Source organism: Paenibacillus sp. lzh-N1 (genome assembly GCF_002872435.1).
In the GTDB taxonomy this organism is placed as follows: domain Bacteria; phylum Bacillota; class Bacilli; order Paenibacillales; family Paenibacillaceae; genus Paenibacillus; species Paenibacillus polymyxa_C.
Map to the genome: position 1 here is coordinate 4450552 of NZ_CP025696.1, position 15212 is coordinate 4465763.

The window sequence follows — 15212 nt, forward strand, 5'->3', positions numbered from 1 at the left end:
TTTCCTCCAGTCGAGTAACCAATCTGTGGTATTTTATTGTAGAGCAAGAAGTAGCTATATACTTATTTTAAAGAAATTTTCAGTCGAAAAACAAGCTCTGATGTCATTTCTTTTTCTCCAGTTAAATATCCAACCTATTGTAATATCTGGATTATGGCTGACAGGAGAAGGAGATGATCTTAAACATGTTACACGGTATGTTAGCGGATTACCCGCGGGAGAAAACGATTCATCAATTGTTTGAGGAGCAGGTTGAGCGTACACCGGACCACGTAGCGGTTGTATTTGGGGACAAGCACTTGACGTATGCCGATCTGAACAAACAGGCCAATCAGCTTGCGCATGTTTTGCGAGCCAAAGGTATAGATAAAGACGAGCCCGTCGGGATCATGGTTGACTGCTCGTTGGAGATGATTATCGGGATTTTCGGAATTTTAAAAGCCGGGGGAGCCTATGTGCCGATTGATCCGCAATATCCCAAGGAACGTATACGCTATATGCTGACGGATTCCGGCGCAACCCTCCTGTTGACCCGGCTTCCAATCCACAACCCATTGGAGCTCGACAGTCTTGTACTGGATTTGATGGACAAGCGGAATTATGGAAAAGAAACAGGCAATCTCACATCTATTCAAGGTTCCGATACGCTCGCATGCATTATGTATACGTCCGGTTCTACGGGCGAACCTAAGGGAACCTTAACGATGCACTACAACATTACACGTGTTGTTAAAAAGCCAAATTACATCCATTTCTCGACAAAAGATAGGATATTGCAAGTGTCCAGTTTTTCGTTTGATGGTGCTACATTTGGTATTTATGGGGCTTTGCTTAATGGGGGCACTCTTGTTTTGAGTACACAGGATCAATCTATGAATGCACGGGAGCTATCAAATATACTACGTACACAACAGATTACAAAATGCTTTGTCACGACGGCTCTTTTTAATGCATTGGTGGATATTGACCCCGGCTGCTTTGCAACCATTGAAACCTTGCTATTCGGTGGTGAGAAGGTGTCGGTCAGCCATGTACGTAAAGCGTTCGCTGTTCTGGGTCCCGGCCGTTTAATTCATGTCTATGGGCCGACGGAGAGCACGGTATTTGCTACGTATTATCCGATTGATCATTTGGACGAAAATGCAAATACTGTGCCGATCGGCAAACCAATTAGCAACACGAAGATTTATGTCTTGGATCAAGAGCAGCGTCCTCTGCCGCAGGGAGTTGCAGGCGAATTGTACATCGCTGGCGATGGATTAGTTAAAGGTTATTTGAATCGTCCAGAGCTGACAGCAGAGCGGTTTATTCAGTCTTCACGGGTACCTGGAGGCAGGTTGTATCGTACCGGAGATTGGGTACAAGAGCAAGCGGACGGAAACATCGAATATATTAGCCGGATCGACGGTCAAGTGAAAATACGGGGGTACCGAATTGAGCCAGGAGAAATAGAGTCGCATCTATTAAAAATAAATGATATACAACAAGCGGCTGTTATTACCCGCGAAAATGAGGACGGTCAGAAGCAACTGGAAGCGTACTTTACAGCGACCACAAAACTGACAACAGATGAAATTAAATTTGCTCTCTCTATAAAACTGCCGAATTACATGATTCCCTCTTTTTTTACTCAATTAGAGCAGATGCCACTGACACTGAATGGTAAGCTGGATCGCAAGGCACTGTTGGCCCTTCAAGGAAATATGCATGCTGGAGCAGAATATGTCCCTCCTGAGCCGGGACTGGAGACGAAGCTGATGGATATCTGGCAGGATGTATTGGGACTGCAGCAGATCAGTGTTTTAGATAGCTTTGTCGACCTCGGTGGACATTCTATTCATGCGCTTACATTAATGTCAAGGATGGAGTGGGCAGGATATCACGTCACTTTAACAGACATTTATCACTATAAAACGATTCGGGCCCTCGCTGATTACCTTCGTTCAACACAGAATAGTGTTATCGGGTCCCAACAGCAGCAGGGCATCATTAAAACAAGGCATCAGCTGATGTCTTGGCTTCACCAAGAAACGGATGGTGTTTTTGAGTGGGTGAAATACCAAGTAAGGGATTTTATTCACGAAGTTAGAGATATTCAGGTGCTTTACTCCGACATGGTGGCTGACGTTAACCATATCATGCGGATTATGGACGGAAAAGTAGCTCCAGAGCTACTGCCACACTATATTGTACCACTGCATCTAAGAGCTGAAATGGCTGATCAATACTGGACGATGGATGAAGAGGAATTTTTCCAGCGTCTAGGCTTAAAGAGCATGAATTCGAATCCAGTGGAAAGTTTACGCAAGCAATTGGAAGATGATTATTTGAAAAAAGATCAGTTTCTTAAAAGAGGGGAAGCGGCACAAGAATATCCGCTAAGTGGAATTCAACAAATGCAAATTTCGTTTCAAACACCACCAAGTTTAGGTGTATTTAGGCTGGATGAGTGTGTAAATTATAATTTTTTGAATCAGGCCTACAATCATTTTGTCCAAAGTCAAGGATTACTAAGGAGTGTTCCGACCCAAAGAGATGGATGGACTTATTGGAGGGAATACGTACTGCCTAGTGATAATGTGCCAAGACTTAACATTATTGACGTATCAGCTTACAATCCATGTGGCCCCCTTATGGAAATGATAAATGATTATGTTACAAATACCCGATTCGCCGGAGAGCAAATGTTATTCCACATGTTTGTGCTGAAACGGAACCTGCGTGAACATTATGTCATTACTATTTATCATCATGCGATATGCGACCGGGTGACCTCGGAAGTAGCTGAGCGACAGCTGATTGCTTGCTACAGGAGTCTACTTCAAAATCGCTCCCTTCCTACGGATGAAGTGAAGCCCTATGTGGAGTATGTTAGACAAATCCAAAGTGGACCAAAAGGAATCACGGAACCAGAATTAATATCATCTTTTAATTTGGAAGCGTTCCAAAAAAGCAAGCAATACATCTTCCAAGCCCCGAAGCTTCGAACGAGCACAGAAGCCTACCTGTTTAACGTATGCATTCCCGCTGCAAATCCTTCTTTAGAGCTGGCGCTTTATGTCTATACAAGGGGCCTGCAAACTTATTTAGGTATGGATAAGCTGCCATTGTTATTTTTATATGATGGAAGAAGATACGACGAGGAAGCTTATTATAACACGACCGGTGAATTTATTGATTTTGTGCCTATGCTGTTGGATCTGAAGCAAAATCCAGATGAAATGATGCAGTCTGTCAGAAGCAGACTGGATTTATTAAAATACCATACGATCAATTTTATGCATCTTCTTACAAGCCCTGATTACGAAGACAAGTGGAAACGGAGCAGAACACTTGCACAGTTGGGGAAGCAGTATGAGCAACTGGATTTATTCATGTTTAACTATTTAGGAAACAGCACGAAGGCAGGCTCAAAATACAGCAATTATTATGATGATACCGTTATAAAGCAACCGAATCCACTGCCGATCCATTCACTGTTCAATTGCATTGCTTCTTCCTACACGGATGGTCTTATCTTTTCTATACGATGCAGTTACGAGATAGAAGTAGAGGAAGTCAGGACCGCTTTTTATCAAGCTGCTGGTATAGCATCCCGGATAGGGGAGGTACAATAAGTGATAGAGTCATCCACTATACCTAGTCAGAGTGGGTCTGATAGACCACGACGTTATTTGCCTTTATTTTCTCACTCCAGTAGAAATATCTCACAGTCCGCAGGCCACAATCAAGTGCTTTACGGCATTCGTTTGGAGACAAGACAGGTCCAAGCGATTATAGGATTTGTACAGGATCATCAAATGGGCATGCCTTCCTTTATAACAGCCATATGGTCCGTACTGGTATCCCATTACGCCAATCAATATACTTTGCCTGTTGTATATTCTATGATATCCGACAAAGAAGAAAAAGGAGATCGTCTGGATTATCCGCTACTCATTCATATACAAAGGGAAGATGATCTTTTCTCTTTGATACAAAGGGTACAATTGGATTGGAACAAACGGCATACCAGCGGCGATTGGAAAGAGGATTCTTCGCAGCAGACTAAAGTCGATCCTCGATCAGGGGGAGAGAAGGATTTCTTCAATGTGGGTATCACAGAAATGTGTGATGATCATTTCCTATCTCCAGGTTCAAATGTGAAAGCACAGGCTCTCTTACGAAATATAGATCAGCGAGAAATCGCACTCTGCTACCATTATGATGCGGATGTATTGGAGTGCGCAATACAGTATGATGGCAATCGTTTTGGAGAAAAACAAATCGCTAGCTTCGCAGGCCATTTTCAAACATTGCTGGAAAATGCACTCCTTTTTCCGCAGAAAAAGATACTATTTCACCCCATGCTGACCACGGAAGAACGCGAACAGATGCAACAATGGAATGATACAGAACAAGCCTATCCTTTGGATAAAACGGTGGTTCAATTGATCGAGGAGCAAGCTGATCGAACACCCAATGCGATCGCTTTGGAGTTTGGTGAGCAGAAGCTGACCTATTATGAGTTAAATCACCGGGCAAATCAAATCAGCCACATGATTATAGAGTCGCATTTGCTGCAAGGACATGGCTCTCTGCCGGCTGGCACGCTGATTGCTATCATTATGGACAGGAGCGCAGATGTGCTCCCGTCAATGCTCGGAGTTATGAAAGCAGGAGCTGCTTACCTTCCGGTCGATCCCCAATATCCTGGAGAGCGGTTGCGATTTATTTTAGAAGATGCACAGGTCCAAATGATTATAACGCACAGTCAATTAGTAAGTAGAATAAATCCATATATTTCTCAACTGGGTATGAAACCACATACGCTGATTTGTGTGGATGAATGCTCGGAGCAACAGGACTGCTATCCTTACGAAAATTTGCAGATCGGGCTGAAGCAGAATGATCTGGCTTATGTCATCTACACATCCGGGTCTACCGGAAAACCGAAGGGAACTCTCATTGAACATGCTGGCTTGGTTACGTTGATCCCTTATCTTGTTGAAAAGTTTGGTATTACGTCCGACTCAAGAGTCATGCAATTCGCCTCCATGAGTTTCGACGCTTCGGTCTACGAATGGATCGGCACGTTATCAGTAGGCGGGACTTTGGTTGTCCTTTCAGACGATGAACTACCACCTTATGCAGACATTTCAGATATTCTTGCAGAGAAGAAGATCCATATTGCCATGCTGACGCCATCGGTGCTCCGAACAATGAAACATAGAGAATTGCCCAAATTGCGTACACTTGTATCTGCTGGAGAACCCTGTACACCTGATATTGTCGACTATTGGGGAAGAGGAAGACGATTTGTGAACGCTTACGGGCCGACCGAAGTAACGATTATTTGTGCTACTTCTGTCTGCCAGCCAGGAAAAGAAATTACGATTGGCAAACCCGTTTATAACAAACGTTTATTCGTCTTGAACTCATTCGGCAATCCTGTGCCTGTCGGCGTTCCCGGCGAACTATGGGTAGGGGGCATTGGGCTTGCTAGAGGATATTTGAATCGTGAGGAACTGACTCGAGAACGATTCGTTCACAAAGAGATTGCAGTCAGCAGTGAACATCCGTCACACAGTGAGCGGTTATATAAAACCGGGGACATTGTGAAATGGACGCCGGATGGAGAACTGGTATTTATAGGGCGTAGTGATGAACAGATTAAAATCAGAGGGTATCGTATCGAACTGGGTGAAATAGAATATCAGCTACGCCAACATCCTGACATCGGTCAATGTGTCGTTCAAACCTGGAAGGACGGGTCATACCATAAACTGGTAGCTTATTATACTGCTCTAGAAGAACTGAAAGAGGCGGAATTGACGCAGCACTTGGGTGCTGTATTACCAGTTTATATGGTTCCATCATATTTTTGTTATTTGGAGTATTTTCCGGTAAATAGAAATGGAAAAGTCGACCGTGTGGCTCTCCCTGATCCGAAGAGCATCTTATTTCTTCAAGCTGATGAAGTTGTGGAAGCAGACGAGGATGATCTTGAAAAGCGTTTGCTTAGGATTTGGCGACAGATTTTAAAAAGGGGAGATATCGGAGTTAACGACCATTTTTACGCTGTTGGGGGAGATTCAATTCTTGCCATTCAGGTCGTATCTATAGCCAGAGATCACGGTATGATACTTACTCCAAGACTAGTGGCAGAGCATCCAACTATTAAGAAATTAGCTACTGTTGTTACTTGGACAAACAGTAATCAAACGGAAGAGCTTATGGTTGATTTGACAGGCGAATTTGGCTTGACACCGATTCAGCAGTGGTTTTTCGAGCAACAGTTTGTAGAGCCGCATTATTTCAATCAATCCCAGCTGTTTGTGCTCCGTGATTTTGATCCTGTGAGATTGGAAACTGCCATTAATCAATTGATTCGATTACATCCAGAGCTTTCGACGGAGATCGTGGTCAGGGAACATGTGTATTGGCAGCGCTACCGAACGGATACTTCCATCCAACTGGCTAGCTATACCCTTCAACAAATTGATTATACTGAATCCGAAATTTTAAGCATATGTGATGCGTGGAACAGACAATTGAATTATGAGACCGGCGCTATGATATATGCAGGAGTAATCCAAGGTCATCCTGATGGTAAAGCTCGTTTATTTATGACTATACATCATCTGGTCATTGATGGAGTTTCCTGGAGAATATTGGTTCAGGAATTGTGTCAATTGTATCAGGGGACTGCACTGCCGCCCGTTTTAAATCCATACAAAAAGTGGCACTCTGTATTGATGAGTTATTCTGAACATAAGGATACGTTAAGTCATATTGAGTATTGGAAAATAGTACAGCACCAAGCTGCAGCATTTGTGCTGCCAGTAGACCATTACCCGGCTCATAAAAAGAGCAGTGCATCGTCGGAATTGGTTACGATGCTTACTTTCGACGATACGGAGCTGCTTTTGCACCATTGCTCCCAGGCTTACCATACTGAGATCAACGATTTGCTGCTTACAGCTTGGTCCTTGGCACTCTCCGATTGGTCTGGACAGACAACGATTGCATTTCGCTTAGAAGGTCATGGACGTGAGCATTTTGTATCCGATATAGACCTTACAAGAACTATCGGTTGGTTTACCTCTATGTTTCCGGTATGCATTCGGATTCTGGATAGCGGCTCTTTGGGAGCGACGATTAAATCTGTCAAAGAGCAATTGCGCTATATTCCTCACCGTGGTATGTCATATGGTGCTTTGAGATACTGCCACCCGCACGAAGAAGTCCGTTCCGAGTTAGCAGCTTCTGAACCTCAGGCTCTTTTTAATTACTTGGGCCAATTTGATCAGGGTAATATGAACGATTCAGACGAATGGCTAGAGTTTACACGTGACGCAGCACAGGATTATAGCTCACCGCTTAATCATGGAACAAGCCTATTGGAACTCAATTGTTCCATAGTTCATGGCAAGCTGCATCTGTTTATGAAATATAGCAAATGTCACTATGAAGAAGTAACTATAACTCAATTGCTAGAAGCTTTTATAACACGTCTGCTTGCTATTATCGAGCATTGCAGCCAGGCTGAATACGAAGAATTCACGCCTAGTGATTTTCCATCCGTGTCCCTGGAACAGCATTCGCTCGATCAGATCGTAAAGACATATCACTTGCAACATGGTCTTGATAAAATGCTGTATCTAAGTCCCTTACAGGAAGGACTACTGTTCCATTACTTGGACCATCCCGCCTCCGATCAATATTTCGTGCAGGTTCGTTGGAAATATCATGGCAGGCTAGAGGTAGATCGTTACCGGGAAGCCTGGAACAGCGTCATTGCCGAAAATGATAGCTTGCGGACTTGCTACATTTGGGAGACGTTGGACAAGCCCATACAATGTATTGTCCGAAATGCAGAATTGGAATGGACGTTTTTGGATTTTGAAGCAGAGCAACCAGAGCGGCAACAAGAGCATATCGAACGCTGGATGACAATGGATCGTAATCGCCGTTTTGATCTAACTCAGCCTGCGTTCCGCCTAACCCTAATTCAGATTGCTTCGAACGAATGGACGATGATTTGGAGTTACCACCATATTTTGCTGGACGGTTGGAGCCTGCCGCTACTACTGAATCGGGTACATGAGCTCTATGCTTGCAGCCTGCAAAATCGGATACCTCAACGTAACTTGAACCGTTCTTTTGAATCTTATATTCGTTGGCTAAATAATAAGGATCGCACGGAGGCCGAGACATTCTGGAGGGCATATTTGGCCGACGTAACGGAGCCGACACGACCACCGATAGAAAAAGGTACACTTCCCGATGTACATCAACCGATAGAGAACCAGCAGATCGAAACGCTTATTATCGATTCAAGACGAACCAAGCAGATCGCTGATTTTGTACAGCAAGTACAAGTTTCGCTAAATACACTGGTACAGTTCGCATGGGGCAAAATGCTACAAGTCTATCATGATGCCGATACAACCATTTTTGGCATGGTGGTATCCGGGAGAGGATCGGATCTTGCACAAGCGGATCGGATCACAGGTATGCTGATTAATACACTGCCTTTAGTCATGCACTGGAATGTGGAGCAAACCATCACGGAGTATGTACAACAGCTGCACCAAACCATTCAGAAACTAAACGACCACAGTTATGTGAGTCTGAACGAATTGAAGAGCTGGTCTGGTATTCAAGGACATGCCATGTTTTATAGCATCGTGGCATTCGAAAATTATTTGAACGACTATCGGCAGCCTGAAAATGAATTGAAGATGTCAGCTATGGAGGAACGAGAGAAAACGAATTATCCAATGACGATCACCGTGGCTCATGACGGGGAACAGATCATCATCAAGTTTATATATGACGCAGATCGACTGAAGCAAGAAACGGTTAGCCGATTGGCAGAACAACTACAAAATACGGTGCAGTATGTGCTGGAATATCCGAATCACACCGTCGGAGACGTTTGCTTCATGAATAAGGATGAATATGATCGAATCGTCTATGACTGGAATAATACGTATACAGCATATCCCAGAGATCGTTCGATTGTTGACTTATTTCAGGAGCAAGCAAAGCTGCGGTCTTCACAGCCAGCAGTAATCGCGCACAATCAGGTTATGTCCTACCACAGCCTAAACCTCATGTCTCAGCACATTGCCAACAGGTTAGCGGATGATGCTAATGCCAGTAGTCATGGAAAGTTTATTGGAGTTTACTTGCCGCGTTCTCTTGAATTCATTGTTTCCATCCTGGCGATCATGAAAGCGGGATATGCCTATGTTCCTATTGATCCTGATTTTCCGGCAGAAAGAACCCGAGAATTAATCAAGGATGCTGGACTGGACACTATCCTCACTTCACAGGAAGGAACAAAACGTATCTCGGAAGCTTGTAAGGGAATCCGTTTAACATTGATTGATACAGAACATTTTGACCAAAATGGAGTTGTACAACAGGAAAAGAAGGAAAATAGGGTTGCTCCCAATGACCTTGCTTATCTCATGTATACGTCCGGATCGACGGGAAAACCGAAAGGCATAATGGTGGAACATCGCAATGTCATTCGCTTGGTCAAAAACACTTGTTATTTCCCATTTTCCTCTGACATCAGATTACTCTATACGGGTTCGCCTGTTTTTGACGCTTCTACGTTTGAAATTTGGGGGACGTTGCTGAATGGCGGCCAGCTGTTTGTGATTTCCAAAGACGATCTTCTAAATATCCATGTGCTGGAGCAGCGGATAAAGGAGTGGAGAATTAATACCCTATGGTTAAGTTCTGCCCTGTGTAATCACTGGATTGAAGAAAATGAAAAGCTGTTTGCTGGGCTTCAATGGTTGGTCGTAGGTGGGGAAATTTTGTCGGTTAAACATATCAATCGTATCCGGCTCGCCTATCCGCAACTCTCGATTCTCAATGCATACGGTCCTACGGAGAACACCACTTTTTCGACGAGCTACCGGATCGAAAAGCCATTTGAGCAGAATATTCCTATCGGTAAGCCCATAAGTAATTCAACTTGTTATATTTTGGACAAACGGGGCCGTGTTCAGCCTGTCGGAGCAGTCGGGGAATTATACGTGGGAGGAGACGGGGTGGCGAGGGGGTATTGGCAGCAAAACCAATTGACACAGCATGCGTTTACTCCAAATCCACACCGCTCTGCCAAAGATCGTGAAAGAGGCACAAATTTAGTATTATATCGTACGGGAGATCGAGTGAGATGGTTGCCAGACGGGAATATCGAGTATATCGGACGGGCTGATGATCAGGTAAAACTCCGCGGATATCGAATCGAACTCGGAGAAGTCGAGTTCCGTCTTAGCAGCTATCCTGCGATAAAAGAATGCCTGGTCCTTATGCAGGAGGTTCATGGTGATCTCCGAATGTTCGCTTACTATACAACGGAAGAGGAAGAACGAGAGGAACAGCTTCATGCTTTTATGGCCGACGTTCTGCCATCATATATGCTGCCGTTTCGTTACATTTGGCTAAAATCGTTCCCATTAACGATTAACGGGAAAATTGATCGCAAAAAGCTTCCTTTACCTGAAATCCATAGCGATAAAGAAGCAAGTGCTGGACCGTGGACTGAATTGGAGCAAACCATAGAAGAAGTTTGGAGCATGGTCCTGAAGCTAGATTACATTGGCAAGAATGAAGACTTTCACACGTTGGGAGGACATTCACTCCATGCATTGCGCATAGCCAGCCTGCTGCAAAAAAGCGGATATTCAGTTACGGTTAACCAGATATTTCGCGAACAGACGATCGAACGTTTGGCACTTTCGTTGAGCAATGCAATGACGGATACAGCGGCCGCCCTCTTTCCAAACATGGATAACCCGTATATTCAGTCTATAAGAAAAACATACCCGTATGACGGATTTCCACTGTCTGCTGTACAAAAACGTTTTTTCCAAAGAGATCTTGTGAATCGCAACATGTTTAATGTACCTTACCTGGCTCGGCTCAAAAATTACATTCCTACAGAATTGCTGAACCCGTCGATTGAACAACTATCGAGCAGACATGGGGCGTTACGGCTGTCATTTGCTCAACTGGAGGATGATGAATGGTATCAATTTGAGCAGAAAATAAGTGTACAACAGGTGGTTTCTTACGTGGATTTGCGCATGGTTTCGGGATCACATGACGCCTATATTTCCGACTACTGCTCGAAAGTGCAGCATGAATTCGATATCAAGGAAGGACCTTTATGGAAGGTTGTATGGTTTGAGCACTATTACGACGAGAGCCAACAGGTGTTATTGCTTCTGTTCCATCATTTAATTTTTGACGGAATCTCTATAAACATTTTTTTAGAGGATTTGAGACATCTTCTCTTGCCGGGACAAGGGAGTAATCTGGCGCTACATGTGGAGGAGGGAAGCAGTTATCGGGATTGGTGCATGGCGTTGACGCAATATGCGGCGAAAGACACTTTTTCTAAAGCATTCACTTTTTGGAACAGGATTGTAGAAGGCGGACAATCTTTGCAGGTTGACACGGAATCTGAGGCACAGCCTCTCCATCGCCACATGAAAACTATAACGCTTGATTTACTTGAAGGAGAAGAGCATCTTCAGCTATTAAAGGCATTGGCTGTAAAGCATCAAACTACACCACTGAGCATCCTACTAACGGCATTATCACAGGCTTGTTTTCAATTGAAAAACCAATCGGATTTGCTGCTGCATGTCATGTCTTATCAACGTGAGTCCTTTTTGCCGGGTATTGTGATTGATCGTACTATTGGTTTTTTTGCTGGAGCATATCCCCTTCGTATTCAGATCCCGGCAGGAGATCAGTCGGACAATTGGGAAATGGCACTGAGACATGTCATACACATGTTGCAGCATGTTCCATCTGAAGGCATGGATTACTTTATTTTACGTTATATGATACAGGATGTTTATCCAAATACGAAACCACTGAGAGACGGAACGCACATGCTTTTCCATTACCAATCAGAGGAAATGAACGGAATAGCTGATGATTTGTATGAGCCTTTATCGATTTCTTACGGAAGCACGAATGCGGCGGACAACCCCTCTGCTTACAAGTTAAATATGACGGCAGACCTTAGACGAGATAGATTAAGTTTAACCTGCTATTATAGTTCACTGCATTATAAGGATCAGACGATCGCAGAGCTAATACGCTTTATATCCGAATATCTGTATCGAAGCATTGGTGTTCGACCATATAGCATGATAATGGAGGGAGCCACAGATTATGAAAATATATGAATTTTGCCCTTTTTTCAATGAAAATCGCATTGCAGAGATTAAAATAAAAGAAAATGCCAGCTGGATCGACGAACTGCACGTAATCGAAGCCAACAAGACATTCAGCTATTTGGATAAGCCCTGCAACTTTAATCCAGGTTATATAGGTCCAAAGGTCTTTCACCATCCATTTCATGCGGATGAACTGTTTCGCGCACCTGAAGAGCATTCATTGTATTTTGATGTGGATCGCTGCGGCGCAGATCACTTTGACCACTGGTACTGGAGTCTGCTCAGTCATAACAGTGCGTTTCACAATGAAGCTTGCCAAAGAAACAGGAGCACCTTTATTTTGCAGGAAAAGGTTGAGGATGATGATGTGATCATCTTGGCTGATTTCGATGAGATCATTGACAGCCGGATGGCGGATCGTATTGTTGCGGAAGTGAAGAAAAATCATATTATGACGATAAAAATGCACTATTCTGTATTTTTCCTGAATCTTTTTTGCCAATCTAATCATGGTGCTCCTCATTGGAGCTATCGCGTGTTTGCTATGACCGGACGCTACTTCAAAAGTATGCCTTTCTCACCCGATTATCTCAGGAAAAAGGGGATTGCTGAAGCGTTGTATCATGACATTTATTGTCTGAAGGAGCCGGCTGGATTCCATCATTCGTGGCTTGAATATCAGAAAACTGCACTTCCCAAACTGCAAGCATTTGCCGCCAATGTAGAAGATAAAAGTATTTTGAATGCAGAGTATATTGATCAATGCTTACAAGATAAAAAGCTGTACTATATCGACACCGAACTTTATGTTGATAACTCAAAATCGTTTTTGAGCAGCCTACAGGAGCTCGAAACCGATGATCTTTGGTACAAGTAAAGTGAAAGAGATCAAATAAAAAAACTGCCGACAGGATCGGCAGTTTAGTTTAAAGCCTTCTGATGGTTCAGTTTGATTCATCGGAAGGTTATTTTGCTATGTACTTGAAATCAATAGTAGCTGCTGGAGTTCAATGAGCTTATAATAGCAGGCAATAGAGCAACAGCCATAATGATATAGATCACAATTACAATAGCAGCCCAAAGAAGACCTGCCTTAGCGTAGTTCGCTTTGCTCGGATTCGTCGAGCCGCTAAAAGCCCACACAAACAGCATAACAAGCCCAACTACCGGTATAGCCATCAGGAGTAAACTGATCATCCACTCCTTGAATGAAACAGGTGGCGGGTAAACAGGGGCTGGTCTGGATGGTGCTCCTTGTTGATTGTGTTGCGGATTAAACTGGTTAGACAATTGAATCTTCTCCCTACGTGTTTAGTATGTTGTGTTTCCTATATTGACCAAAACATCATACATGATATGACAATAAGCAACAAGAAAAATTCAGTAAACAGTCTAATAGTACTATCACATGATCAAAAATAGGTCTATACACCCTATTGACGAAGCATTATTTATATATTATTGTATTGATATTAACATTTTGTTTTTATCAATTTATTCAAATTAAAAATTACATAAAGCATTCGTTGCTTGCTTGTGAAGCAAAAGCGAGGATGCCCCAAATATGAGCAGGTGGGTGACACAAATGAAAGATAAATTGAAACACAATCACAGTGGCTTGACGGAAGAGCAATTTCTGGCCCTTTATGATGCGAATCAATATGAACGCCCATCCGTAACGGTAGATATGCTGCTATTTACTGTAATGGATCAGCTCCAGCAAAATTACCGTAAGCTACCGGAGAAGACACTTCAGCTTCTATTGATCCAAAGAGGAGAGCACCCTTTTATAGGACAATGGGCGTTGCCTGGCGGTTTTGTAGACATGAATGAAAGCCTCGAAGAAGCTGCACGACGCGAGCTTAAAACCGAAACCAATGTAGATCAGATTTATATGGAGCAGCTGTATACTTGGGGAGATGTGGCACGTGATCCGCGTATGCGGGTGATCAGCTGCGCTTATATGGCGTTAGTTGATCATGAATCCTTGGAGGTACAGGCAGGGGATGATGCCGCAGATGCTCAATGGTTTGAACTGGATTACAGTGTGGTTCAGGAGACGCGGACGAATCAACCGGAAGGTTATACATGGGAGCAAAACATTGACATTACATTGAAGCATGCGGACATCCTCCTGTCAGCCAAAGTGAAAGTAACTGAAATTCTTAAGGGGAAAACCATAGAAATCAAGCGAGAAGTGCTGGAGTCACAGGGAATTGCTTTTGATCATGCCAAAATTATTGCGTATGGTATTGAGCGTCTGCGCAGCAAAATTGAATATACAGATATTGCGTTTCACCTGATGCCAGCTCTGTTTACACTGAGTGAACTTCAGCAGGTGTATGAAATTATTTTAGGTAAGGAGCTGTTGGCCGCAGCTTTTCGTCGTAAAATAGCAGATCTCGTGGAAGAAACCAATGAATACAGGAAGGCGGCCGGGCATCGTCCGTCCAAGTTATACCGATTTAAGCCACGGTCACGTTTTATATAGCATAAAAGAAAGAAGAAGTGAGGAATATTTATGGAAAAGTTTACATTTTTTTATCGCAGTCATTCGCCATTTTCGCAATGGTACCCTTGTGAATTTGTCGTGGATGGGTTGGAGTTTAACTGTGCCGAGCAATATATGATGCTAAAAAAAGCGCAGCTTTTTGGAGACGAAGAGGCAGCCCTGAAAATTATGCAAGCCCCCACCCCAAGGGAGCAAAAAGCCCGTGGTCGCAGTGTGCGCGGATTTGACCAATCCTTGTGGGAAGCAAATTGCCAGCAAATTGTGTATGACGGAAATTATGCCAAGTTTACCCAAAATCAGAATTTGCTCAAGCACCTGCTTAAAACGAAGGGAACTACTCTGGTTGAGGCAAGTCCGACGGACACCATTTGGGGTGTAGGCTTGGCTGAAAATGATGCTCGTATACGGCACCGGAAGCTATGGCGGGGTACGAACTGGCTGGGGGAAATATTGACGAATTTACGTGAGGATTTATTGCAAAAGGAGGATTAGTCACC

General features: G+C 43.6%; 6 protein-coding genes. 5 read left to right on the plus strand and 1 reads right to left on the minus strand.

All coding sequences use genetic code 11. The annotated features are described in order from the left end of the window. The first annotated feature begins 173 nt into the window (after positions 1 to 173). Genes C0638_RS20065 through C0638_RS20075 form a run of 3 tightly spaced genes read left to right on the plus strand, consistent with a single transcriptional unit; the run spans position 174 to position 13080 of the window. Positions 174 to 3617 carry a non-ribosomal peptide synthetase gene (locus C0638_RS20065; protein WP_233902233.1) on the plus strand — a complete coding sequence of 1148 codons (3444 nt, stop codon included), beginning with the start codon at positions 174 to 176 and terminating at the stop codon, positions 3615 to 3617. Continuing rightward, positions 3618 to 12212, plus strand: a complete 8595-nt coding sequence (locus tag C0638_RS20070; RefSeq protein WP_058712066.1) for a non-ribosomal peptide synthetase — start codon at positions 3618 to 3620, stop codon at positions 12210 to 12212. Next, complete coding sequence (locus tag C0638_RS20075) at positions 12199 to 13080, plus strand: glycosyltransferase family 17 protein (protein ID WP_058712065.1); 882 nt, start codon at positions 12199 to 12201, stop codon at positions 13078 to 13080. The genes C0638_RS20070 and C0638_RS20075 overlap by 14 nt, the downstream gene beginning before the upstream one ends. Before the next feature lie 110 nt (positions 13081 to 13190). Here the strand turns inward: C0638_RS20075 and C0638_RS20080 are convergent, their stop codons facing one another. Further along, a complete protein-coding gene (locus C0638_RS20080) occupies positions 13191 to 13493 on the minus strand; it encodes a hypothetical protein (RefSeq protein WP_043885972.1) in 303 nt (100 codons plus the stop codon). Positions 13494 to 13788: 295 nt separating this feature from the next. On the opposite strand from C0638_RS20080, the gene C0638_RS20085 reads away from it, so the two are divergent. Continuing rightward, complete coding sequence (locus tag C0638_RS20085) at positions 13789 to 14694, plus strand: NUDIX hydrolase (RefSeq protein ID WP_013371358.1); 906 nt, start codon at positions 13789 to 13791, stop codon at positions 14692 to 14694. A 30-nt stretch (positions 14695 to 14724) separates the two neighbouring features. Beyond that, on the plus strand, positions 14725 to 15207 hold the full coding sequence (locus C0638_RS20090; protein ID WP_013371357.1) for a riboflavin biosynthesis intermediates N-glycosidase: 483 nt from the start codon (positions 14725 to 14727) through the stop codon (positions 15205 to 15207). The last annotated feature ends 5 nt before the right edge of the window (positions 15208 to 15212 follow it).